General features: G+C 45.6%; 25 protein-coding genes. 14 read left to right on the top strand and 11 right to left on the bottom strand.

Features of this window, described 5'->3' with window-relative positions; translation table 11 throughout:
• Positions 1-59 precede the first annotated feature (59 nt).
• Positions 60-1,271, top strand: coding sequence for a threonine ammonia-lyase (gene ilvA / locus ACL934_RS05410; protein WP_374078548.1), 1,212 nt, complete (start codon positions 60-62; stop codon positions 1,269-1,271).
• Here the strand turns inward: ilvA and ACL934_RS05415 are convergent.
• The 4 genes from ACL934_RS05415 to ACL934_RS05430 all read right to left on the bottom strand — a co-directional run bounded on the left by ACL934_RS05415 (position 1,188) and on the right by ACL934_RS05430 (position 5,555).
• Entirely contained in the window at positions 1,188-2,042 is an 855-nt protein-coding gene (locus ACL934_RS05415) for a substrate-binding periplasmic protein (RefSeq protein ID WP_374078551.1), read from the bottom strand. The two genes, ilvA and ACL934_RS05415, sit on opposite strands and share 84 nt — an antisense overlap.
• Before the next feature lie 95 nt (positions 2,043-2,137).
• Positions 2,138-2,722 (bottom strand): peptide-methionine (S)-S-oxide reductase MsrA, encoded by a 585-nt coding sequence (msrA, locus tag ACL934_RS05420; RefSeq protein ID WP_374078553.1) that lies wholly within the window; start codon positions 2,720-2,722, stop codon positions 2,138-2,140.
• A 74-nt stretch (positions 2,723-2,796) separates the two neighbouring features.
• Positions 2,797-4,197 carry a hydantoinase B/oxoprolinase family protein gene (locus ACL934_RS05425; RefSeq protein WP_374078556.1) on the bottom strand — a complete coding sequence of 467 codons (1,401 nt, stop codon included), beginning with the start codon at positions 4,195-4,197 and terminating at the stop codon, positions 2,797-2,799.
• Positions 4,194-5,555, bottom strand: coding sequence for a hydantoin utilization protein (locus tag ACL934_RS05430; protein WP_413613199.1), 1,362 nt, complete (start codon positions 5,553-5,555; stop codon positions 4,194-4,196). The genes ACL934_RS05425 and ACL934_RS05430 overlap by 4 nt, the downstream gene beginning before the upstream one ends.
• A gap of 95 nt (positions 5,556-5,650) precedes the next feature.
• Between ACL934_RS05430 and hisC the strand changes: the two genes are divergently transcribed.
• From hisC to ACL934_RS05455, 5 genes are all read left to right on the top strand, one after another.
• Positions 5,651-6,772: a histidinol-phosphate transaminase gene (gene hisC / locus ACL934_RS05435; protein WP_374078559.1), complete on the top strand. Its 1,122-nt coding sequence runs from the start codon at positions 5,651-5,653 to the stop codon at positions 6,770-6,772.
• Between the two features lie 9 nt (positions 6,773-6,781).
• Positions 6,782-7,435 carry a (d)CMP kinase gene (gene cmk / locus ACL934_RS05440; protein ID WP_374078562.1) on the top strand — a complete coding sequence of 218 codons (654 nt, stop codon included), beginning with the start codon at positions 6,782-6,784 and terminating at the stop codon, positions 7,433-7,435.
• A gap of 118 nt (positions 7,436-7,553) precedes the next feature.
• Complete coding sequence (locus ACL934_RS05445) at positions 7,554-8,789, top strand: DEAD/DEAH box helicase (protein ID WP_374078564.1); 1,236 nt, start codon at positions 7,554-7,556, stop codon at positions 8,787-8,789.
• A 99-nt stretch (positions 8,790-8,888) separates the two neighbouring features.
• Positions 8,889-9,296 (top strand): helix-turn-helix domain containing protein, encoded by a 408-nt coding sequence (locus ACL934_RS05450; RefSeq protein ID WP_413613014.1) that lies wholly within the window; start codon positions 8,889-8,891, stop codon positions 9,294-9,296.
• A gap of 23 nt (positions 9,297-9,319) precedes the next feature.
• The gene (locus tag ACL934_RS05455; protein ID WP_413613015.1) at positions 9,320-10,162 is read left to right on the top strand and encodes an IS3 family transposase; all 843 of its coding nucleotides are present in this window, start codon (positions 9,320-9,322) and stop codon (positions 10,160-10,162) included.
• 59 nt (positions 10,163-10,221) lie between these two features.
• Here ACL934_RS05455 and ACL934_RS05460 read toward each other — a convergent pair whose 3' ends face one another.
• The gene (locus ACL934_RS05460; RefSeq protein ID WP_374078567.1) at positions 10,222-10,902 is read right to left on the bottom strand and encodes a substrate-binding periplasmic protein; all 681 of its coding nucleotides are present in this window, start codon (positions 10,900-10,902) and stop codon (positions 10,222-10,224) included.
• A 178-nt stretch (positions 10,903-11,080) separates the two neighbouring features.
• On the opposite strand from ACL934_RS05460, the gene ACL934_RS05465 reads away from it, so the two are divergent.
• On the top strand, positions 11,081-11,944 hold the full coding sequence (locus ACL934_RS05465; protein WP_374078569.1) for a TIGR02285 family protein: 864 nt from the start codon (positions 11,081-11,083) through the stop codon (positions 11,942-11,944).
• 109 nt (positions 11,945-12,053) lie between these two features.
• Positions 12,054-12,659, top strand: coding sequence for an LA_2272 family surface repeat-containing protein (locus tag ACL934_RS05470; protein WP_374078572.1), 606 nt, complete (start codon positions 12,054-12,056; stop codon positions 12,657-12,659).
• Here ACL934_RS05470 and ACL934_RS05475 read toward each other — a convergent pair.
• Together ACL934_RS05475 and ACL934_RS05480 are read right to left on the bottom strand one after the other, a co-directional pair.
• Positions 12,656-13,153, bottom strand: a complete 498-nt coding sequence (locus ACL934_RS05475; RefSeq protein ID WP_374078575.1) for an OsmC family protein — start codon at positions 13,151-13,153, stop codon at positions 12,656-12,658. The genes ACL934_RS05470 and ACL934_RS05475 overlap by 4 nt on opposite strands.
• A 28-nt stretch (positions 13,154-13,181) precedes the next feature.
• On the bottom strand, positions 13,182-14,522 hold the full coding sequence (locus tag ACL934_RS05480; RefSeq protein ID WP_374078576.1) for a hypothetical protein: 1,341 nt from the start codon (positions 14,520-14,522) through the stop codon (positions 13,182-13,184).
• A 240-nt stretch (positions 14,523-14,762) separates the two neighbouring features.
• On the opposite strand from ACL934_RS05480, the gene ACL934_RS05485 reads away from it, so the two are divergent.
• The 5 genes from ACL934_RS05485 (at position 14,763) to ACL934_RS05505 (ending at position 19,274) form a co-directional block, all read left to right on the top strand.
• On the top strand, positions 14,763-16,562 hold the full coding sequence (locus tag ACL934_RS05485) for a 30S ribosomal protein S1 (RefSeq protein WP_374078579.1): 1,800 nt from the start codon (positions 14,763-14,765) through the stop codon (positions 16,560-16,562).
• 122 nt (positions 16,563-16,684) lie between these two features.
• Entirely contained in the window at positions 16,685-17,653 is a 969-nt protein-coding gene (gene sppA / locus ACL934_RS05490) for a signal peptide peptidase SppA (protein ID WP_374078582.1), read from the top strand.
• An 8-nt stretch (positions 17,654-17,661) separates the two neighbouring features.
• Positions 17,662-18,264: an HIT family protein gene (locus ACL934_RS05495; protein ID WP_374078585.1), complete on the top strand. Its 603-nt coding sequence runs from the start codon at positions 17,662-17,664 to the stop codon at positions 18,262-18,264.
• On the top strand, positions 18,261-19,007 hold the full coding sequence (locus tag ACL934_RS05500) for a rhomboid family intramembrane serine protease (RefSeq protein ID WP_374078588.1): 747 nt from the start codon (positions 18,261-18,263) through the stop codon (positions 19,005-19,007). The genes ACL934_RS05495 and ACL934_RS05500 overlap by 4 nt, the downstream gene beginning before the upstream one ends.
• Positions 19,008-19,085: 78 nt before the next feature.
• Positions 19,086-19,274 carry a hypothetical protein gene (locus tag ACL934_RS05505; protein WP_374078591.1) on the top strand — a complete coding sequence of 63 codons (189 nt, stop codon included), beginning with the start codon at positions 19,086-19,088 and terminating at the stop codon, positions 19,272-19,274.
• Positions 19,275-19,372: 98 nt separating this feature from the next.
• Here the strand turns inward: ACL934_RS05505 and ACL934_RS05510 are convergent, their stop codons facing one another.
• From ACL934_RS05510 to ACL934_RS05525, 4 genes are all read right to left on the bottom strand, one after another.
• Positions 19,373-20,335 carry a hypothetical protein gene (locus ACL934_RS05510; protein ID WP_374078593.1) on the bottom strand — a complete coding sequence of 321 codons (963 nt, stop codon included), beginning with the start codon at positions 20,333-20,335 and terminating at the stop codon, positions 19,373-19,375.
• A gap of 6 nt (positions 20,336-20,341) precedes the next feature.
• Complete coding sequence (locus ACL934_RS05515) at positions 20,342-21,145, bottom strand: hypothetical protein (protein ID WP_374078595.1); 804 nt, start codon at positions 21,143-21,145, stop codon at positions 20,342-20,344.
• A gap of 44 nt (positions 21,146-21,189) precedes the next feature.
• On the bottom strand, positions 21,190-21,990 hold the full coding sequence (locus ACL934_RS05520; protein ID WP_374078597.1) for a hypothetical protein: 801 nt from the start codon (positions 21,988-21,990) through the stop codon (positions 21,190-21,192).
• A 164-nt stretch (positions 21,991-22,154) separates the two neighbouring features.
• Complete coding sequence (locus ACL934_RS05525) at positions 22,155-23,156, bottom strand: L,D-transpeptidase family protein (RefSeq protein ID WP_374078599.1); 1,002 nt, start codon at positions 23,154-23,156, stop codon at positions 22,155-22,157.
• Positions 23,157-23,327: 171 nt separating this feature from the next.
• On the opposite strand from ACL934_RS05525, the gene fliL reads away from it, so the two are divergent.
• Positions 23,328-23,837, top strand: a complete 510-nt coding sequence (gene fliL / locus ACL934_RS05530) for a flagellar basal body-associated protein FliL (protein WP_374078601.1) — start codon at positions 23,328-23,330, stop codon at positions 23,835-23,837.
• Positions 23,838-23,930 lie beyond the last annotated feature (93 nt).

Here is a 23,930-nt window from a genome sequence, read left to right on the forward strand (position 1 = left end):
CTCACAAGGAGTATCCCCCTGTTTGGGGGTTAACGGCGTATTGGGAGTCGTAGTTCACCATGAAAGTTACTTTCGCAGATATTCAAAAGGCCCGCGAGCTTATTAAAGATGTTATTTGCACCACCGAGATGAGCCACTCCATCAGCGCGAGTAAACTTGTCAACAGTGAAGTCTATTTCAAATTCGAAAACACTCAGCGCACGGGAAGTTTTAAATTCCGTGGCGCTTACAATAAAATTGCCAATCTGACTCCCGAAGAAAAAGCTCGCGGTGTTGTCGCGAGTTCTGCCGGAAATCACGCGCAAGGTGTGGCCCTCTCTGCAAGTCTCGCAGGAGTTAAAGCGACCATCGTGATGCCAGAGAATGCTTCGATCAGCAAAGCCTCCGCGACACGTGCTTACGGTGCCAATGTGGTGTTGAAAGGTGAGATTTATGATGAAGCCTATGAGCATGCGCAAAAACTCGAAAGAGAAAATGGTTACACCTTCGTGCATCCTTACCAAGATCCGTTTGTGATCGCGGGGCAGGGAACGATTGGGATTGAGATTCTCGAAAAAGTTCCTGACCTTGATACGGTGATTGTGCCGATCGGTGGCGGCGGATTGATCAGCGGAATTGCGCTCGCGGTAAAATCCATCAACCCTAAAGTGCGTGTCATCGGTGTACAAAGTGACCGCTCGCCAGGCATGATGCATCTTTTTAAAAAAGAGCCCCTCACTCACGTGAAGAGAGTGGCGACTATTGCTGACGGTATTGCGATTAAAAATCCGTCGCAAGTGATGTGCGATAATTTCATTTCTAAATACGTTGATGAAGTCGTGACGGTGAGTGATGACGAAATCGCGGAAGCCATCGTGTTCCTGATGGAAAGAGCGAAAACCGTGGCGGAAGGTTCTGGGGCGGCGGCGATGGCAGCCACAATGTCAGGCTCTTTGAGCTTGGGAAAAAAATGTTGCGTGATCATCAGTGGTGGCAACATTGATTTGAATATCGTTTCTAAAATCATTGATCGTGGTCAGATCTTGCGCGGCCGTCTGTGTGAGCTTTCGGTGATCGTTGACGATTTGCCGGGGAACCTCAGCAAACTCACGCAGGCCATTGCCAGCCAAAAAGCCAATATCTTGGAAGTGCATCACGACCGTGTTTCTAAAGGTCTGTCATTGCGAGAAACCCGCATTGATTTCGTTTTAGAAACTTCCAGTATTGATCACGTTGACAAGATCAAGAGAGCCCTTGAAGAGACGGGGGCTAAGATTATTCAAAGCTCCTAAAGAGATCGTCGCCGGTTGATCCCAATCCGCCATCTTGTATTTTTCTAGAATGCGTCGCAGTTCTCCGCTGCGACGAAGATCGTCGATGCCCTTGCTTAACATCTCTGCATAGAGTTTCGATCTTGGATTGTTGGGTGAAAAGCCTGCAAACAAAAACGGATCATGAGTATCAACCCAACCTACGGCTTTCAAAGTGTCTGCGGGTAAATTCATCTCGGCCAAACTGAACTGCAGAGTCACCGGATTTTCAATGAAACCATCAATGCGACCGTTCTGAATTGCTTTTATCATCTGATTTAAAGGTCGCTCTCCTGAGAAGGGAACAAAAGTCTTATGACGGTTTTGGATAAGAGTGTCGATGCTATCACCGTAAGCGTAACCGTTGATCACGCCTATGCGTTTATTTTGTAACGAGTGGCGCCCCTGGTAAAACCAAGACGAGTGTTTCGTGGTAAAGTAGGCGTTTCTTATTATGCCCAAAGATTTTTGCGGAAAGATGAAATCAGGCGCATCTACTTGGCTGCATCCCAGAAGGGCCTGGGCTTGGTTGCTGCGAGTTTCTTTGATGGCGCGAACCCAGTTGTCTAATTTAAACTCTACTTTGTGTCCTTGTTTCTCAAACACTTGGCGAACAATTTCCACCATATAGCCTGGGCGAGATGAGTTGGCATTGCATACGTAAGGACACCAGAAGTCCGAACGAAAAGTGATTGTGTCCGCGTGAACTTGTATGGATAGAAACAATATAAGAATAGCGAAGACGTGTTTCATAAGGCCCCTCCTCCTTACTTACTTCCATGCAATACTGTGCCTAAAGACAAGTTGCACGGAGAAAAGGGGGCCTTGCAGAGATGTAACCTAGATTGCTAGAACTGAAGCTTACGCTCGAAGTGGCAGGTGTAACCACCGGGATTTTTTTCAAGATAATCCTGATGATATTCTTCAGCTTTCCAGAATTCTCCGGCAGGAACAATTTGCGTAACCACGGGGGATTTCCAAGCGCCGGATTTATCAACACGAATCTTTACACGTTCGGCGTCTTCCTTTTGACTTACATTCGTATAAAAGACAGCGCTGCGATATTGAGTACCGATGTCGTTACCTTGGCGATTGGTTGTTGTCGGATCATGAATTTTAAAAAAGAAAAGAAGAAGGTCTTCGAATTTCAATTTCTTCGGATCAAACACAATTTTCACCGTCTCGGCGTGATTGGTCGTTCCTGTTTTGACGATATTGTAGTTGGCGTTTTTGGTTTCGCCACCCATGTAACCAACTTGCGTTTCAACGACTCCCGGAAGTTTGCGCAAAAGATCTTCCATTCCCCAAAAACAACCACCCGCTAAGTAAGCAACATCTGTTGAATCCACAGAACTTCCTTTCTTCAAAGGCTTCGCCTCTGCAAAGAAACCAAGAGCCACCAATAATGTCATAATGAAAGAAAAGTATTTCATAAGACAATGATAACACCTTTTTTCGAAGGTACGGACTTACTTTTGGTAGCGCAATTGCGTCACGTACCTTTGTCTTAAGACTCTTTTCCAAAGCCTCCGCCAGAGCCAGAACACAATGTGACTATGTCTCCTTTGGCGAACTTTTGTTGTCCCAAAACAGGAAGAGCTTTGTGGGTTCCTTCATGCTCAACGGAGACTTCGCAAGTGTCCCCATGAGTGCAGTTTTTTGAAATGCGCGGGCGGTGCAAAGTTAAATCCGTCATCCAAGCCCCTTGAATTTCTTCACGGGCTTCCAATTTTACAATCAATCCGCGACCGCCGTTGAACTTGCCTTTGCCTCCAGCGGAGTGGCGTTGATCGACACGGTGAACCTTCACCGGGAAATCGCGTTCAAGCTGTTCAATTGAAAATGAAGATAAATGGGCGGCATCGCCCTCGTGTTGTGGAGTCGCGCCAGTGCCACCCGGTAAAGTAAGCAGGACGTGCTTATCTTGATGATGCAAATCAAAATTCAAAGCGCAATAGCTGGAAAGTGCTTTTTCACTTTTTTGATGAATCTGAGAAAGAGCCAACTCCAAAGCCGTCTGTAAAGCGGCCACACCACAAGTCATCCCTTTGTAGGTTGGTGCCGGATATTTTCCGATCAACCAGCAGCCCGCAGGTTTTGTGATCTGTAAAACAGAGAAAGAACCCGAGTTCGCTAATTGTTCAAAACCATAGTAACGGCTGAGAGTATAAAAGCAAACCCCGTAAGTTGCAGATTCCGTCAATGAAACAGTTTTCGCCGCACTCGTGCCGCTAAAATCCAAAGAGATTTTACCGTCATGGATTTCCATGTTCAAACGCAGAAGTTCTCCGCTATCCAGCACGATATCGACACGGGTTTCACCGGAGGCGCGTTCACTGATTTTTTGTACGGAAGATTTGCGGCAAAGATCAATGTAGTCTTCAATCAATTCGCCCGTGATCGTGAAGCCTGTGTACTCGATGGCTTCGTGAAGTTTTGCTGCCTTCAAAGTCATATCTGCGCATTGTTCCTTCAACCAAGACACAAAGTGAGAAGGGCAGGCAGGATGGGCCTGCATCGCCGACAAAATCATTTCATTGAGTTGATTTTTCTGACGAAGAGGTGTTGGAGGAATGCGCAAGCCTTCTTCTTCCACGGATTTTGCGATTTTCACGGAAGGGCCCAAAGAACGGCGGGACACCCACAAAAGGTCTTCAGAAACCGCCATCACAAAAGTCATGTCACAAAGAAGACTGCCACCGCTGTAAGGATCATTGAGCAAAGCAATGTCGCCCTCTTGCAGATTTAAATATTTGCTTGCCGTGGAAGCCGCCGTTGTCAATGTGCCGTAACTCACTGGATTAGAACCACGTACCGCCAGGACATCACCTTCGATGGTCATCAGTGCTGATTCCCCTTGAAGGAAGTCATTGAGCAAGGCGTGAAAAAGTTCGTTTTGATAGCTCATAGAGTCTCCTGCAAAGCTTTAAAACCACACAAAGCTGTTGCTTGAGATTCGCTGAATTCATCGGCGTGCAATGTGGTATGAGGATCTTTTTTGAAGGCATTGGCAAAAACAGACGCCAAAGGACCGGTCACGATCATTTTTTTATTCTGACGTTGCAAGTAAGCTTCCATCGCCAATCTTTGCATTGAAAGACTTTGCATGTCTTTCGTAAGGTGGCCTAAGTCGCTGTCGCGAGTCTGACTGATTTTGGAAAGCGCGAAAAGAGTGTTTTTAAAACGCTGAATACCTTGCACTGAAAAACGATCTTCCAGGCCTTGCAGTTTTGTGAGTTTTGAATTCTCCGCCCACAAATCCAACAAACTTGGTTTTTGCCCACGACCTAAAAACATCGGACCGGGCTCCCAGCCTTCTTGATGAGTCGCAAAGTCAAAGTGACCGAAGACATTTAAAGACACACCCAATGTAGGCTGAATGCCCAGTTCTTTTGTTTGCAAATGAGGAACTTCCACAGAACCCCAAGCGCTTTCCCAGGACGTGCTCCACTCGGCTCCAGAAATAAGAAGAAAGTTTTCAAGACCGAGATAAAGAACATCCGCTTGTTCCTGCGCACCTAATTGCAATCCCAAAGCGGTGGAGGCGGAAAACAAGCTGCTAATTTGCTGAGACTTATCGTCAGAGAAAATTTTCCCTGTGGAGGAAAGGAAGTGAATATCTTTTTCGGCCACCACACCATCAAGGGCTTTTAAAATCTCGGTCTTGCGATCTGCAAAAACCCCGGAGATCGTCGCATTCAGAGCATTCCTATTCCAGCGTGAAACTTCATGGGGATTATCGGTTTTTTCTGGAACAAAGATTTCCAGTCCCTTGGCAGTGAGGAATTCATGAGCTTGATCAAGGTGTGCCGAATTTGCAGCAGAGTGCAAAAAATGCAAACAGACTTTTTTACAATCCATCATCTGCAATTTTGCGGCGATGGCCTCAAGGTCTTCCAGTTTTAAAGGTGTTTCGATGTCGCCATTGGCAAGAACGCGCTCATGGACTGAAAACAGAAGGTCTTTATTTGTCAGAGTTTCGGTTTTACCGCACACCTCGAGCCAGTGTTCGAAGCCTTCCGTGGTGACATGAGCCACAGCTCCGCTGAGATTGTAGTTTAAAAGCTTCTTAGGCAAACGCAGGCTGACAAAGGCTAATTCAGGCTTTTTATCAGAGTTTTCTGTCACAAATTGCAGAAGGGACTGCTTAAGGTTTTCACGAGAGAGATAGACTCTCTTCTGGGCAAGGGGTTTTGAATCCGACAGGAGTGAAAATTCGGCGAAAGACTCTCCGACACTCACACCCAACAAGAAGCTCTTTTGCATTTTTAAACGCTCTCTATATTGAAATTGCTCTGGAATATGTTAAAGCTAGACGAACAGGTATAACAAAATAATCTCTCTAAGCAAAGGATTCTAAAGTGAAGATTTCTCCCGAAATTCTGAACCTGGTTCCCTACAAACCTGGCAAACCGATTTCAGAAACTCAGCGCGAGTACGGATTGACGACGGTCTACAAACTTGCAAGTAATGAAAATCCTTTAGGTCCTAGCCCAAAAGCGATGGAAGCCGTGAAGCGTGCTTTGGATCACCAAAATCTTTATCCTGATCCTTCGCACTATGAACTCTTACAAACTCTGTCGAAAGAATGGGGCTTCCCGACAAAACAACTTGCTATTGGTAATGGCAGTGACGAGTTGATTGATTTGTTGACTCGCATTTATTGTGAGCCGGGCGATGGTGTTTTGACATCGGTGGCGGCGTTTAATGCCTATGAAGTCAGCGCTCCGGCGAATCGTGCCGTGATTCACAAAATCCCTATGAAAGAGGGTTATCGCTTTGATTTGCCTGCTATTGCGGATTATTTCTTGGCTCATCCAGAAAAGAAAATCCGTTTGGTTTTTGTGTCGAATCCGAACAATCCCACGGGTACTTTTGCTCCGAAAGCAGAGGTCGAAGCCTTCCTTGAAAAGCTCGGCAACCGTGACGATGTGATGGTTATTTTCGATGAAGCTTACAATGAATTTGTCAGAGATCCCGAGTACGCTTCTGCGCAAAAGTACATCACGAAATACAAGAATTTGATCGTTCTTCGCACGTTCTCGAAAATCTACGGCCTGGCGGGTTTCCGCTTGGGGGCGATGATTGCGCCTTCTGAGGTGGTTGAGGTCTTTAACCGGGTGCGCAAACCTTTTAATGTCAACGATTTAGCGCAAGTCGCTGCAAATGCGGCTCTGCAAGATAAAGAATTTATTGAGCGTTCGCAGCAGACCTGCTGGAAAGGGCTTGATTACTTCTATAAGAAGTTAGAAGAATTAGGCCTGCCTTACATTCCATCTCAAGGGAACTTTGTCATGTTTGACACCCTCCGTGACGCCGCCAAGGTGAATGAAGCCTTGTTACGCCGCGGGATTATTATGAGACCCTTGTTAAACTACGGTTTCAAAACGCATTTGCGTTTGAGTGTAGGGCTCGAGCATGAAAACCAGGCCGCGATTAAAGCCCTGGCAGACGTGCTCAAAGAGATACCTGTGTTAGTATAGTGGAGAATTATGGGAATGGTTATTACGATTGATGGCCCTGCGGCCTCTGGGAAATCTTCTGTGAGTAGAGAACTAGCTCGTCGCTTGGGCTGGAACTGGGTTTCTACGGGTGCCTTCTATCGTGGTTTGGCTTTTGCCGCTATTCAATTGGGTATTGATCTTGATGACGTTAAAGCCTTGTCAGAGTTGACCCACAATCCAGTTTGGAAAGTGAGCATGCAAGATGCTCGCACGACAGTTTATTTCAAAGATCAAGATGTGACAGACTTAATTGCTCACGAAGACGTGGGTAATTTTGCAAGTAAAGTGAGTCACTATCCTGAAGTTCGTAAAGCTCTTTTGGATGCGCAAAGAAACTGCAGCAACGGACCGCAAGGTTTGGTGGCTGAGGGTCGCGATTGCGGAACTGTCGTTTTCCCTAAAGCTGAAGCAAAAGTTTATTTGACTGCGAACAGCGAGCACAGAGCGGCTCGTCGTGCGGCAGAACTGGGACTTGATCAAGGTGATATGGTGAAGGCGCAACAACAACGCGATCTTCAAGATTCCACTCGTAAAGTGGCTCCAATGACAGTTCCTGAGGATGCTTTGATCGTCGATACGACAGAGCTGAATCTGGATGAAGTGGTCGACACAGTCGTTAACTACGTTAAAAATAAAATCTAGCGAACTGTAAAATTAGTTTTCTCTGCGTTGCTCCTCGTCGACGTACAAGAGTACGCCTTCCTCCTCGCGCCTTGATAAAACTAATTTTACAATTCGCTTTTTCTATAAGGGGTTTCCCGTGAAGTTTGAGAAGTTCCACTTGTCGGAAGACCTATTGCGCAATCTCAATGACAATGGTTTCTTTCGTACTACTGATATTCAGTACAAAGCTATTCCCTCTATTTTAAAAGGCGAAGATGTTCTTGCCATCGCGCAAACCGGAACGGGTAAGACCGCAGCGTTTGCGATTCCTATCATCAATCTTATTCACAGCAATAAAAGCAGCAAACGCGCTGTGGGTATTAAATGCCTGGTGATGGTGCCGACTCGTGAGTTGGCACAACAAATTGGTGAGGTTTTTAACAAACTTTCCAAGCACACCAAAGCAAAACCTTTTGCCTTGTACGGCGGGGTTGAGCAAGACGCACAAATTCAAAAGCTGCAAGACGGTATTGATATTTTGATTGCGACACCGGGCCGTATGTTTGATTTGATCAGCCAAGGGCATATCAACGTCAATCATATTGAAACCTTGGTGCTCGATGAAGCCGATCATATGTTGGATCTGGGCTTTATTGAAGATATTGAATCTATCAAACGCAAATTGACCCGTCGTCATCAGACGCTGTTCTTTTCAGCGACGATCAATCCGCAAATCAAGAAATTGGCGTTCTCACAAGTTCGCAGCAGTGCGATTCGCATTCAGATTTCTCCGGAAGATCCGGTTTCAAAAAACGTCAGCCATTTTGTGATGTTTATTGAAATGGACGATAAACGTTTCTTCTTAGCTGAATACTTGCGCCAAAATCCTGATGGAAAGTTCATTGTTTTCGTGCGCACTCGTGTGCGTGCAGAGCGTGTTGCCAAAGCCATGGAGCGTGCGGAAATCCCAACGCTGACGATTCATGGAGAGAAAGATCAAACCAATCGTGCGGAAGTGATGAAAGCATTCCGTACGGGCGAATGTAAAGTTTTGATCGCCACTGACTTAAGTGCTCGCGGTATCGATATTCCCGATGTCACCCACGTTATTAACTACGATCTGCCAGAAAAGCCAGAGAACTACGTTCATCGCATCGGACGCACGGGGCGTGGTTTTAACAAGGGGATTGCGGTTTCTTTCTGCAGTCAGGAAGAAAAACCTTTGTTGGAAGATATCGAACAACTTTTGACGAAGAAAATCGAAGTCATCAAAGTCAGCAAAACTGATTATGAGATTATTGCTTCAACTCCGGAAGCCGGCATGAGCTTGCAAGAGCTGATTGAAAGCGAAGAGAAGCTGATTCAATCGAAGAAGCGTAAAAAGAAGAAATAACAAAAAAGCCTCCTTCTGATCTGTACCCTGAAATTGGGACACAAATAAAAAAGCCCCATCTGTGATAAGATGGGGCTTTGTGTTTTAAGGGGGGTCGTTTTGAAGTTGAGCCAAGAAGTATTTAAGACGCTTGAAGGCTGCGAATGGATTGAGAGGTTCACGAACAGCCAGATCATTTATACTTATAAGTTTAAGATCCATGCTGTTGAAGAATATCTCCGAGGTATTTCACCAGAAGAGATCTTTAAAGAGGCTGGAATTCCTCTTGAATTATTAAAGAAAGACTATGCCCGCAACTGTTTGAAGAGATGGGTTAAGCAATATAAGGAACACGGCTTAGAAGCTCTTAAAGAAGATAAGCGTGGAACAGCTAAGGGCCCATTAAAGGGTCGTCCTAAGAAGAATAAAGACAAGCTTACATACGCAGAGCTAGAGGCAATCGTTAAAATCCAAACGGAGGTCATCGAGACCTTAAAAAAGAGGAAGGCCTTGGCGCAACGGAAGTAATCAACACTTCTATCGCCAAGGTTATGGCTCATACTCAAGAGATAAGAATATACAAAATCACGGAGGTCTTAGGAGTAAGCCGAAGCGGTTATTACCGACACTTCATCTCTAAGAGTAAGGACAGGGATGCTGGTGATTATGAACTAATTAAATATTTTTTTGAAGAGAGAAGAGGTCGCATTGGCATCCGTCAGATCAAGATGCTCTTAGAGCGGCGTTTATCTCTAAAAATGAACCATAAGAAGATCGCGCGAATAAAGCGAAAGTACGGTTTAGAGACTAAGATCCGGAAGAAAAATAAGTACAGATTTTTTGCAAAGAAGCATCATGAGCATCGAACTTTTAAGAACAAACTCGCTAGACGTTTTAAAGTAAAAAGGCCCGACAAGGTGTACTCAACAGACATCACTCAGATGACCTACGGAAAAGGTTTAAAAGTTTACCTAGCTGCCTTTAAAGACTTATGTACAAAAGAGGTGGTGGCTTATAGCGTGAGCCAAAGAGCTGACATTAGCTTAGCAACTACGGCGTTAAGTGAAGCTCTGAATAGACGCCAAGGAAGTAAAAGGAAGTTAATGGTCCACTCCGATCAAGGGTTCCACTTTACTCATTTTATCTTTAGAAAGATGCTCAAGGATCACAAGATAAAGCAATCCATGTCGAGGAAGGGGAACTGTTTAGACAATGCTCCGATAGAAAGCTTCTTCGGACATCTGAAGGATCATATAGATCTTAGCTCCTGCAGAACAATCGAAGAGGTCAAAGAAATAGTGACTCGAGAAATAGATTATTATAACAATCACAGGCCTCAGATGGGTCTAAAGAAAATGCCCCCGGTAGAGTACCGGAGGCATTTACAATCTTAGCCCGGGCTTTTATTAACCTGTCCCACAAACAGGGTACAGATCATTCATTGGGGGCTTTTTTATTCTTCGATGGACACTTTCTTTAATTTCTTAGCCGCATCCTCGAGTTTCTTTTTCACTCCTTCGGGCAGGCTTTTTTTGCGACAAATCACCGCATCTAAGGGGCGAGTGCTGGTTTGATAGACGACGAGCTTTTCTTGAAAACCGATTTTTTGCGCATAAAATTTGATAACTGAACTCAACCCACAAACGCCTTGCAGTCGATTGGATGTGAGCATTTCCAAAGCCTGTTCCATACTGGAGACCTCAGTGAGCATCTCGGGCTTTACGTATTTGCTAATAAGTTCCGTGCAGGTCCCGCGCAGGCGTCCGATGCGTGGATTCATTTTCTGCATATCCACAGAGGACTTCAGATAGAGGGTGGATCTTACGGAGTAAAGGATATTCTGAATCTCATAGTTTTTTGGGTACTTCTGACAAGTGACCGAAAAATTAACAGCCAAATCGGAACTCGATGCTTCAAGAGAGTTGATCATTCGTGCATGAGGATAGAGTGAGTACTTGAAAGTCAGTCCGGATTCTTCGGCAAGCCGCGAAAGAATGTCGTGATTAATGCCAACCAGTTTTCCATTTTCCATATAGGCGAAAGGACCGACCTCAGAAAAGCCCACCAGCAAAGGAGGGGAGCTTGCCAAAGTCGCTATCGGAAAAAGAAGCAAAATCGTCAGCACATATTTCATACCCTAAGAGTGTGAGAACTTTTGGCGGTTGGCAAATGTCTTCCGCGTTTTTTGGCAATTTGCACTTTGGGTGCAATGAAAGTTAACAAAAAGGCGTTTCTTTTATGTGAACAAACACCTTCGAAGCGCTGGCTGCGACTGTTAGATTAAAAGAACTCATCACACTAGAGCAGGCATCATGAAATGGATTTTGTTTACTCTCTTACTTTTCTCACTGGAAGTGGCAGCTCAACCTCCGCCGACTGCTAAAGTTATTCAATGGGTTATGACAGACTTTCCACCCTTCTTGATTTTGGCCTCCCAAGATGCCGAGGTGGATATTCAAAAAGCGCAAGGTCCTTTTGCCGAAGCCTATCGAGAGTTGGTGCGTTCCTTACCTCAGTACGAGCACAAATTCGTGCGGGCTTCTTTTATGCGGGCTGAAAAACTTTTTTCCGCGCAAAAACATTTTTGCACATTGCTTTTGCAGGAAACTCCGGACCGCGCTCGTTATCTGATATTCGGAACGGAGGTGGCTCGCGCTTTGCCGATTGGTTTGGTGGTGCCTACATCGTCATTAGACAAAGTTAAAAAATTTCAGTCTAATGACGGAGTGGATCTTGAGGCTCTCACGCACAGTGAAGGATTTCGCTTAGGTGTTGTGCAAGGTCGCTCCTATTCGAGAAAAATTGATCCAATAGTCGATAAATCCCAAGAATCCTTTAAGCTGGTCAGTGATCGTGCCATTGGCGGACTTTTTTCCATGCTCGAAAAAAAACGGGTGGACGGGGTCTTGGCCTATTATCTCGAGAAGTTGGATCACGATAAAATTAAAGGTTCGTCGAAAGAGCTGACTTATTTATCCATCAAACAAGCCCCTCCTTTCATTTCGGTGCGGGCTTCATGCGAAAAATCTCTGTGGGGAGAAGCCATGATCAAAGAAATTTCCCACGTCGTGGTGGAAAAGAAAATCAGAAAGAAGATCTATGACTTCTTTCTGATTTCTCTCCCGGAAGACATGAAGAAAAAATTCCGGGACATATATCAAGGTCCTCCGAATTGAACTCTGATTTTTTACATGATTTTATTTTGTTCAAATCTCTATCTGTGTTTGTTGACGGTGTCTTGAAAAGGTCTGACCTTTCCCTACCGAAACCATTTAGAATAACCTTATGATGAGACTCTTAGCTCTTTTCCTTATTCTTATTGGCGCGTCCTTTTCTGCAACGTCAGCAAACGCGGCGGCCAGTCCTATAGCGATTGCCATTGTTCCACCGATTCAGTTTCCTCCCGATGATTTTTCAGTGACAGGTTTACGAGTGAGTGCGTTATGGGGACATCATCGCAATTTTTATGGTTTAGATCTTGGACTTCTTGGCAATGTGACTGATCAAGATTTTACCGGACTTGCTGTGTCAGGAGCTTTCAACTACACGCGCGGAACCACGCACGCCATAGGTCTGCAAGTGGCGGGTGTTGCGAACGTCAACACCAGTAAAACCGGTGTCTATGGATTGCAAGTGGCCAGCGTTTTAAACTACAACTCGGCAGCCTCGACAGTGAGTGGATTGCAGCTGGCACTTTTAGCCAATCAAAGTCCCTTCACGGACATTTACGGAGCGCAAGTAGGAATTTATAACAGGGCAAAAGACGTCTACGGTTTACAAATCGGTGTCGTCAATGTGGCCGACAACCTGCACGGCGTGCAAATTGGTTTAGTGAACTTTAACCACAGCGGTCCCTTTGCCGTTTCTCCATTTTTGAATGTGGGCTTTTAGCTCTGCACTTCAATTTTCGGAGGATTCGCGAGCGTTTGATAAATCACACAGTATCTTTCTGTGAGCTGAATGAGTTTCCGTTTTTGCTCTTCTGGAATATCGTCTTGAATATCAAAGCGCAGACGAATTTTCGTTAGCCCCACCGGCGTATTTTTATCAACACCCATGGTTCCTCGAAAGTCGCAATCTCCCTCTGCGAATATTTCTGTGTATTGCAGTTGAATTCCCATATTGGTGGCGACGGCATTTAAGGTGACACCCGCGCAAGCGACCAAGGCTTCCAGTAACATGTCTCCAGAACAGGCGAGGGTTCCGTCTCCTCCCGCATTAGGATGAAGACCTGCGAGCACACGTCCAAAGCCAGAGTCGATATGACAGGAAATACCTTCCTCTAAAGTTCCCGAGGCGTGAAAGGTTGCGAGACTTGCCTGAGGATCGGCCTGATAGCGTGTTTTCAAAGGGCGTTGCAATTCTTTGAGTCTTTCTGTTTCCATAACGATCCTTTCCTTTGTGCGGCGCAATTCAAAAAGGTACGGCGTACCAGCGATCTGCGAGGAGCAAGGCTTTGGTTGCAAGAGCCGTTGTGTAAGCCGTAGACCTCCAAACGACAGGATAGCGAGCGATAAAAGTCGCAGCATAGAAAACCTGACCCGACCAATAAAGTCGCCCCGAAGAATCTCGTTGAGCTTGCGATAATAAAAATCTCAATCCACGTCGCACGCGTTCGCGATGAAGTTCGTTATTAGGATTTCCTAAAATCAACAGAGTGTTCAAAGCCCAGACCGTGGACTGAATATAGTCGGGGCGAGCCAAGAAACTATTTCGCCAAGAGCCATCTTTGTGTTGTTTGGCGATAATAAAATTTAAAACTCTCTCGCGCGCAGGATCTAAACATGTCGTTCCGGCCTCGACATTGGCAGCGACCACATAGGGAAGGGCGTAGTAGCTTGGATAATACATTCCACAAAAATAAAATTGCTTGTTTCGAACAACGCGATTCAGATGAGAACAACTGGCTTGATATCCTGGCCCCGTGGTTTTTCCTGCATAGGTGAGAAGTTTTAATACATTGCCGTTCACAACACAGTCCACATCATTCACGTTAAAAGGAATGCGAGTGCCGCGATGGGGAGGTGCAAAAATATTTCGCGGCATTGCCGGATCGTGTTCGTCAAAAAGCCATGTTAAAAAAGCGCCCGTTTTGAAATGTCCTTGGGCGGCGTTGTAGACGTGGGGTTTTCTTGACAGGTCCCGCGCGGCGGAAAGAGCTTCCATCACTTGTGCTGGTAAAACACTCTCCCATTCGTGGGGAGATAAATTTCTGCGCAGACTGTCGGAGTAGTGCAGAAAGGTGTAGGCCACCGACGTGGTGTCAGCATCTGGCGGGATATTAGCGAAGCCTTTCCACTGTTTCGCCAAATACATGTAGCGAGGTGCGCGAACTTTGACACCTTTGTAAGTAGTCGGAGGATAGAAATTAAATAAGTTTCCCCAACGATATTTTGCCAACCCCTCTCGCGTGCGCTCTAAGAGCGGAGGAATTTCCGTATAACGTGGATTGTGCGAATATATTTCCGCCAAAACATTGGCGACAGACGTCGATGCAAAAACGGTCGGCTCTTCAAAAGGCACCGCGAATTTTCCCACCCCGATGGCACTCGGAACATACGAAGTCACGCGCGCTCGCCATTGTCCCGGATCATAACCCTCGTCTTCACGGACTTGATAATTTTTGATAAAAGAGAGGGCGGACCGGATCTCTTTATCGTAGTGCGGGACTGCGGGAAGAGCTTGCACGGACTCAGATAAGAGGACGAGAGCTCCTCCCAACAGGAATCCAAGGAAACCACGTGCCCACGACATACGCCCTCCCATAGTTCTCAGATCAAATATGTTCGAGCTGAGGCGCCCTTGTCAGGCCGAAGATTCCACTCTTGCAAGCATACATAATGCAGGACCGCGAAATCCTTGTTGGAGCGCGTAAAACCTTTGACTTCCGCCCCCTTAGGTCGCTAAACCAGTGTTTCGCCCAAAGAGGTGAAGAAAGGTAACGGGTAGGTTCCAGTCGAGAACTTACTACGTGGGAGGTTTTAAAAAAACTATATGACGAAACAATTAAACAAAGCCGAGTTGGAGAAACAGAAAGTTCTAGCTTTCTTGGATGCGGAAGACGCAAAGGTTCCAGCAAATCCAGGTATCTTGAATGCAAAATCTGAAAAAGGTGATTTCGAAAACCTTTTTGAAGCATCAATGAAAGAGCAAGACTTCAAAGTCGGCGACGTTGTTACTGGTACAGTAGTAGAAGTTCAATCTGACTACGTTCTAGTTGACATCAACTACAAGTCTGAAGGTTTGATCGCGATCAATGAATTCCGTATCGTTGACGGCGTTCGCGAAGTAAAAGCTGGAGACAAAGTAGAAGTTCTTATCGACCGTATCGAAAACGAAAACGGTATGATCGTTCTTTCTAAAGACAAAGCTGACATGCTACGTGCATGGACTGATATCTCTAAAGCAGCTGAGAACGAAGAAGTTATCGAAGGTACTGTTGTTGCTAAAGTTAAAGGCGGCTTGAGCGTTGATATCGGCGTTAAAGCATTCTTGCCTGGATCTCAAATCGATCTACGCCCTGTTCGCAACATGGACGTTTACCTTGGTAAGAAATTTAAATTCAAAGTTATCAAATTCAATAAGAAACGTGGCAACATCGTTCTTTCTCGCCGCGCTCTTCTTGAAGAAGAACGTGACAGTCTCCGTTCACAAACTCTTGACACTATGGCTGAAGGTTCAGTTGTTACTGGTGTTGTTAAAAACATCACTGACTACGGTGCGTTCATTGATCTTGGTGGCATGGACGGATTGCTTCACATCACAGATATGTCTTGGGGCCGCGTAAAACATCCTTCAGAAATGTTGAATGTTGGCGACGAAATCCAAGTTAAAGTTCTTAAGTATGATAAAGAAAAAGAACGCGTATCTTTGGGTATGAAACAGCTTCATGCAGATCCTTGGGAATCTGTGAAAGCTTCTTACCCTCCAGGCACTAAGCTTAAAGGTAAAGTTGTATCTTTGGCTGAATACGGTGCATTCGTTGAACTTGGCGAAGGTATCGAAGGTTTGATCCACGTTTCTGAAATGTCTTGGACAAAACGTGTGAAACATCCTTCTCAAATCGTTGCTGTAGATCAAGAAGTTGAAGTTGTGGTTCTTGAAGTAGACACTGAAAACCGCCGCATCAGCTTGGGTATGAAACAGCTTCAAGCAAATCCTTGGGTTGAGATGAAAGAATCTTATCCTCCAGGAACAATCATCGAAGGCGAAGTGAAATCTGTAACTGATTTCGGTATCTTCATCGGCATCGAAGAAGGTATTGACGGTCTAGTTCATATTTCTGACTTCTCTTGGACTAAACGTGTAAATCACCCAAGCGAAATGTTCGCAAAAGGTCAAAAAGTACGCGCGGTTGTTCTAGGTGTTGATATCGAGAACGAAAGATTCTCTTTGGGTATCAAACAACTTGAGTCTGATCCTTGGGCTAACATCGAATCTAAATACGCTATCGGTACACAACACGACGTTAAAGTAACTAAAACAGCTGATTTTGGTGCTTTCGTTGAGCTTGAGTCTGATATCGAAGGTTTGATCCACATTTCTGAACTTACAACTGAGAAAATCAACTCTGTTGAAGACTTCATCAAAGCGGGTCAATCTGTAAAAGCTGAAGTTATCTCTATCGACAAAGACGCTCGTAAGATCGGTTTGTCTTCTAAACTAGTTAAACTTCGCGAATCAAAAGCGGATGTTGACGATTACGTTAAAAAAGCGACTGCAACTTCTAAGTCTACTTTCGGTGACTTGTTCGCAGATCAATTGAAAAACGTAAAAACAGACGGCAAGCAGTAATAGGAACTGAGTTAGGTTCAGGATCGCCGCAAGGCACCTGAACTGGACTTCGTGCCGTTGACTGTAAAGTCTTAAAGAGGGACCCTAGTAGGGTCCCTTTTTTTATTTACAGGAGCGCGCACATGCAGGGCAGTTTCTTCAAGAAATTAGTTATCATCTTTCTCGTTTTCGTCGGCATCGGAGCTTTGCTCAAAATGAGCGGCGACTTTTTCGGAGAATCCGAAAAGAAAGTCACAGCTAAAAACACCATTCTTCATTTGGATATGAACGGTGTGATTCTGAACGGGAAAAAATTCCTAAAAAATCTCAAAAAATACAAAGACGAAGACAAGGTGAAAGCGATCTTGATCACAATCAACTCTCCAGGGGGAGCCGTCGGTCCTTCGCAAGAGATCTTCACTGAAATCAAACGCGTTCGTGAGGAACTTAAGAAACCCGTGATCTGCGTATCAACAGGTGTGATGGCCAGTGGTGCTTATTACTCAGCGGTTGCTTGCGACAAGATCGTTGTCGCTCCCGGAGCTTTGGTGGGTTCTATCGGTGTGATCATGGAGTTTGCGAATATCGAAAAACTTTATGATTGGGCAAAAATCTCTCGCTACTCAATCACTTCAGGAAAATTCAAAGACTCGGGTGCGGAGTACAGAGCGATGCGCGAAGACGAAAGAGCTTTGTTCCAAAACATGATCGACGAGGTATATGCGCAGTTCAAGACAACAGTGATGAAGGAGCGCAATCTGAAGGAAGACGTTGTGACAGAACATGCAGATGGACGCGTATTCACGGGAGCAACGGCAGTGAAGCTGGGTTTTGCTGACCAAGAAGGTTTCTATGAAGACGCTGTGAAGTTGGCAGCGGAAACTGCGAAACTGGGCGACAATTATGACGTCTTTGAAATTCCTAAAAAACGTGTGAGCATCTTTGATCTTGGCGACAGCGATCGCGAAGATGACGTAAACAGCCTTGCAGAGTATGCAGATGTTTTGAAAGGGAAGTCTTTCGGACCGGACATGGAAGGTGCGATGAAGTTTGTTCTTAGAACAAAATACTTGAATCAGCCTTTGATGTTGATGCCAGGAACTTGGGAGTAATCCACTCAATGGCAGTCAAGAAAGCGGCAAAGAAAACAAAAAAATCAGTGAAAAAAGCAAAGGCGTCCACGAAGGCGCCTTTCGCATCGGCGAAGTTACAAATCGGCAAAGAGGTTTGGCCTCTGGAAAGAGACGTGCTTTTTCGTCCTGATCGCATGAAGTACGTGCGTAAACTGATTAAGCCCGAAGGCTGTGTATTTTGCCGGGCGGCTTCAGAGGACATCTCCTTTGAAACTCTTTGCGTGTATAAGTCTAAACATTCCATGGTTGTGCTTAATAAATTTCCGTACAACAGCGGTCACGTTTTAGTGTTACCGCAACGCCACTGTGGAGACCTCCTGAAACTTTCTGAGGAGGAGTTTCGTGATTTACAAGACACCATTCGTTTGACGATGAAGTGTTTGAATGACGTTTATGAACCCGGCGGAATCAACGTGGGACTCAACCACGGAGCGGTCGCCGGAGCGGGGATTCCGGAACATCTCCATTATCATTTGATCCCACGTTGGGCGGGGGATTTGAATTTCTTCCCCCTCATCGCTGAGACCAAAGTCTTGGTTGAAAGTCTGGAGCAGACCTACGAGAAGCTTTGGAGTATTTTAAAAAAATGAATAGAGGCGTGACCTTTCAAACAGCACCGCTGACTCCAGCAGTGAAGTGGTTGCTGATTATCAATGTGGCGATCTGGTTTATCTTCCAAGTTATTATGGAAGGTTTCTTACGTGTTCCTTTCACGTCGATCTTTGGACTTTTCCCAGGAAAAGTTCTTTTTGAATTCCAGATCTGGCAGATTTTTACGTACATGTTCCTGCACTCTTTGCAGGTCACTCACATCCTTTTCAATATGCTGATGTTGTGGTTCTTTGGAGCCGAGCTTGAGCAGCGTTGGGGAACCAAGTTCTTCCTGGTTTACTACTTCGTCTCTGGGATCGGTGCCGCGATTCTTTACTGCCTTGGCGTGTGGGGATACGCTTTGGCGACAGGTTCGCAAACGGGTCTGATCGTTCCGGTGATCGGGGCCTCGGGCGCGATCTTTGGTCTTTTGCTGGCTCAAGGGATTATTTTCGGGGAGCGCATTGTTTACTTCTTTATGCTTTTCCCAATGAAGACTCGCTATTTCGTGGCTTTGATGGGCCTTGTGCAGCTAGCCTCCATGATGACTTCCAGTGTCAGCGGTGGAGAAGTGGCTTATTTGGCCCATTTAGGCGGTTTGGTTTCCGGTTTTATCTGTCTTAAAGTCAAAGGCTGGATGGATCGCAACGAATGGAAGAAGAAGTCCAAAAACAAGGGTCGTAATCTTCGCCTGGTTGTCGATAACGAAAAGAGCGACAAACCACCAAAATATTGGAATTAATCCGGCGGCAGCCGAGGGGCTGGACTCGGCCCCAAATCTAAGCTATAAAAGGTTCTCGATAGAAACAGGGAGTTTATAATGTCTTTGGCTCAAGCTAATAAAAATTTGAAGTTCGACAAACGCATGACTGAAAGAAACGTCAACGTTGGTGAAATGTCTAAAGAAGAATTGCAAAAGCACCTTGAATCACTTCCAGATCTTTCTCACAACGTAGAAAAATTCACTATCGACGGTAAGAACTCATCGTCTGCTGACGAGTCTCACTAGTTTCGGCGGACGCCGAGGAGGTCTCAGCATCTTTGGTGCGGAGACTGGACTGAATTAAGTTTAAAAGCCTCTTTGGAAACAAAGGGGCTTTTTCTTTTTTACGGTGTCATATTCAAAGCGGCAGCGATGCGGGCTTTGATGATTTGGCTTTCGGCCTCTGTTGGAGGCTCACCCCATTTTTTGATGAAGTCGGCTTCAGCGCCGCGGTAGGCATCTTCGAACTGTTCTTGTTTCACTTTCGGAATCGCGGACTCAACGTTTTTTCGAGTCTCTTGAAGTTGCTGAACGACGTCCGTCACTTGGCGTTTGTGATAATCCTGAATTTGGTGATATCCGCTGTGCACATTAAAGATCAACACGACACCAAAGAAGGTCGCACTATAGATCCTGCGGAAGGTGTTATAGGCTTCGATTTTCGATTGAGATTTTAAAGCGATGCGGGCTTCTTCCGCATGGGCCTTAAAGCCGTCGCGAATGATTTTGTACATCAAGTCCGGTGGGATTTCGTTATTTTTAATTCCAGGAAGAACCATTGGAATGCGCAACCACTCAAATGCGCGACTGTGCTGAAGGGTCCAAATTTTATCCAGACTTCGGCGGAAAATGCCGGCATCTGTCGGGTCATGAATCTCGCCCCAAGTTTTAAGCAGACCGTCTTGCAATAATTTTTCTTTGATAAGCATAACCGTGGATTCTTCAAGACGGCTTTCTTTGTCTTGGCGAAGCCAGCGATCGATAGTTTCTTTTTTGCCAAACATGACTGTGCCCAGTTCGATGGCGTAGCGTTCAACCGCTTTTTCAGAAACGAAGGTTTGCAGATCCGTATTGTTCACTAACTTACGAAGTTTGCGTCGGCGAAGCCACGAAAAATCTTTGCCGAACTCTTCAAAAGAAGATCCTTTAAGAAGGAACTCGTTATTTTTACTATCCAGTTGTTGGATGACTTCAAGAACCGTGGGGAAAAAGACAGACTCGCAACGTGGCGCTCCTGCCTGAGCGACCAGAGGGCCGCTCAGTGAGAAGAACATTAAAATACCAAGAAGGCGAGTCATTAATGTCATTGCGATCTACTCAAGAGCCATAGCCGCTGTCGTCAATGAACGGCGAGTGTTTTCGATTTCGTTCAGAACCACATTGGCTTCAGAGTCAGAAAGACCGCCAACGATCTGTCCAAGGTTTCCAGCGCTCATCAACAAAGGTCCGATAAGTACGGCTTTAGATTCTTTTTGTGTCACGCCGTAAACTGTGATGGCGGCACCCGCTGCTTGCGTGATTTGTGCAATCAATTTGTTTTTAGAAATAGAACTTTCGCTCTCTGAATATTCGGCCAAGGAGCCGCGAACGGATTTCAAAGAAGTTTCAAGCTGTTTTAAAAGGGCTGCTGATGACTTGTCTGATGTTGTTTTCAGTGCCTCTTGAACTTCAGCTTCGGCTTTCGTCAATTGAGTGTTGAGATCACTCAAGTCCGCTTTTGGTTTTACAGCTTGGCCCGCAACACTCAATCCCGCAGAAGATGCCGACGCTACAACACTGGCTGCTCCGGCCAACAGACCTAAGATTCCACTTCCAGAACCACCGCGTGCGCGGAAAGCAAAAGTCGCGTAAGCAGAAAGACCCAAGCCCAGAGCTGCACCCGCAACAGCGGAGCCACTCAAGATGCTGCCTTTAGAGTCACGTTTTTCAAGAGTTTCTTTTGCTGCTGCCAAAGCTTGGTCCAACGTAAGAAGTTGAGCCTTGATCGCACGAACATTTTCTTGTGCGGTTTTGATTTGCTCTTCACCAATACCGGCAGTGCGGTCTGTTTGAGCCATAGCAACACTTTGCATGCCGATAATACCGGCAAGAGTCAGGGACAATAGTTTCGATGACATAATTTCTCTCCTTTTAGTTTTTTAAACATCAATTTTATTAAATACTATTCAAGGCCCACGGCCGCAGAAACGAGGGCTCGGCGTGTGGTTTCGATTTCTTTGAGAACTTGATCGGCCTCAGAGTCCGTCAAGTTTCCAATGATCTGCCCGATGTTCCCGGCACTCATCACCAAAGGTCCGATGATCAATGCTTTGGATTCATGGCGAGTCACTCCGTAGACGGTGATGGCCGCTCCAGCGGCTTGCGCGATTTGGGCGATCAATTTATTTTTTCTCGTGGAAGAATCGTTTTCGTCGTAACCCGCTAATGTTGCGCGCACCGATTTCAAATTTCCTTCCAGTTGTTTTAGCAAGGCTAAAGAGGACTTCTCGCTTGTTGTCGAAAGAGCCGTTTGCACTTCGTTTTCCGCTTGGTTTAGCTTTTCATTGAGATTTTTGATATCCACTTTTGGTTTTACGGCTTGATCCAAAGCGCTTGAACCTGCCGAGACGGCCGACATGACTAAGCCCGTGGAAGCTGCGAGGAAACCCAACATACCGCTCATTTCTCCTCCGCGTGAGCGCAAAGAGAAAGTGGCATAGACGGAAAGCCCCAGCCCGAGGGCAGCGCCTGTGAGAACTGTGCTGCTAAACTGAGTGCTGCGATCACGTTTTTCGATATTTTCTTTGGCAGAGATCAAAGCTTGATCCAAAGCCAGTAAGTCCGCTTTGATGGCCTTGATGTTTTCTTTGGCGGTGCGAATTTGTTCAGTACCGATACCTGCAGTGCGATCCGTTTGTGCAAGAGCAACACTTTGCAGACCCAATACACCAGCAAGCGTGAGCGACAGAATTTTAGAAGACATGGAGTTTCTCTCCTTTTAGTTTTTTGAAAAAGAGAGCAAGGGGTGTGCCCCTTAAAACCGAGTTATATTTGAAATCAGTGTTTCAAGATGAGACATCTCTCGAAGCGAGACAAAGGAGGGCACTCAATTTAAAATTGTTCGACAAGAGGACGGAGGGGCGTGATTTATTGTTGGCTTTGGTTGGCTTGGGCCGTGATCGAATTGTCACGCGCGATAGCGGCCGTTACTTCTTTTTGATTAAACGGCGTCCACTCTTCGCGGATGATTTTGTAAGTGTCGCCAGACTTCAAGGCATAGATGGTCTTTACGCCATAGTCGACGTGTTTGTCAGACTCATATCTTTGCAAGGTTTTTACTAACAACTGCTCGTTGTGTTGAACGATATAAGGTTGTGAAAGGTGAACCTTGATGAATTCGTATTTCGATTTCAAGTTGGCTTTGTGGTTCTTCCAAGACTTGTAGTTAAAGCCGGGAGCTTTGAAGTCCTGGTCGTAAAAGCCCATGTATTTTTCAATGTCTTGGTTTTCCCAAGCTTGGCGCCAGCCTTCGATGAAGGTGTTTAGTTCCACCCGGCGTTTTTCATGATCTTCTTTGGGAAGGTAATTAACGTGGTCGAAAATCAAAATCGGTGTTTCACGAAGTTTGATATAGTCGGCGAGTTTTTTGATCACATCGTTACGAACGACAACACAACCTCTTGAACCGCGCGTGAGAGGAACAGAGTCGGGAATGGCATGAAGCCAAATACCTGAACCCGTTTTCTTTTCACGTTGGTCAAAAAGATTGGGATAGTTTGTCGTAAAGGCCAAAGCGCCATAAAGGCTGAATGGAATTTTAGGCTGACTCAAACGCTGCTCAAGGAAGTAAATTCCTTCAGGAGTCTTATGGTCATCACGTTTGGTTTTGTTGCCGCCCATTTTTCCGATGTCGGCAGGATACTCTTCCACCTTCTTGATCTTTTCACCGTTGCGTTCAAAGACCGTGAGCTTGCGTTGTTCTTTGTCGACCAAGAAAACATAGCGGGAGAAAGCTTCTGTTTCGGAAATTTGTAAAAGCGAAGCGGGGAGAAGATCCATCTCACTTTGAGAATTCGGCACGACAGCAGGGCCCGCCAGTGTTGGCAGACTCAGAAAAGATAAAGCACAGCCCGTGAGGAAACGTCTCATATATCTATTATGGCCGAACATGTCTTGTTCTTGTCAAGTACCTGTCCTCGCATGTCCAAAGGTTGGACGTTTTAAATAACATTTTTCCTTAATTAATGTGAATAAATGTGGTCTTAGATCTTAAGACCTAGGCCTGTTTCACCGATATCTTTCAATGATAAGAGGTTTTACATGGCTGAAAAACAAGCTCAAGCTCCGGCTCCCAAACGTAACTTAGGCATGATTCTCCAAGTTGCTTTTGCCGTTTTAAATATTGCGGTGATGGGTGCTGGTGGATACATGGTCTATGCCTCGACGATGGGATGGGAAAATCCTAAAATCACAGAGGAAGAAGCAGAGCGTGATCTGGCCTCAGTATCTAATGAAGCCGATTTTTCACCCCTCGTTTATACAATGGACAAGTTCACTGTAAATCTGGGTGGCGAACCCAAGCGCACGATTCGTTTGGAAGTGAATCTGCAAATGCTGGGTAAAGAAGGCTTTGAAGAAGTCATGGAGCCAGAAAATCGCGCCAAAGCTCGTGACCGCATTGTACGCCTGTTAAATGAAAAAGCGTTCTCGGACCTCGATAGCATTCAAGGCAAATTATTTCTGAAAGACAAGATTGCTGGAGAAGTGAACGGCATTCTTCATCGCGGTGTTGTGAAAGACGTGTTCTTCTCTGACTTTGTTGTGCAATAATACAGTCCAGTCTACGCGCCCTGGCGCTACGACATCCTCGGCGTCCGCCTAAGGTCTTAAAAGTCCTCAAGTCGTTGAATTCAAAGCCCTAGA

Source organism: Bdellovibrio sp. HCB-110, assembly GCF_047323225.1.
GTDB lineage: Bacteria > Bdellovibrionota > Bdellovibrionia > Bdellovibrionales > Bdellovibrionaceae > Bdellovibrio.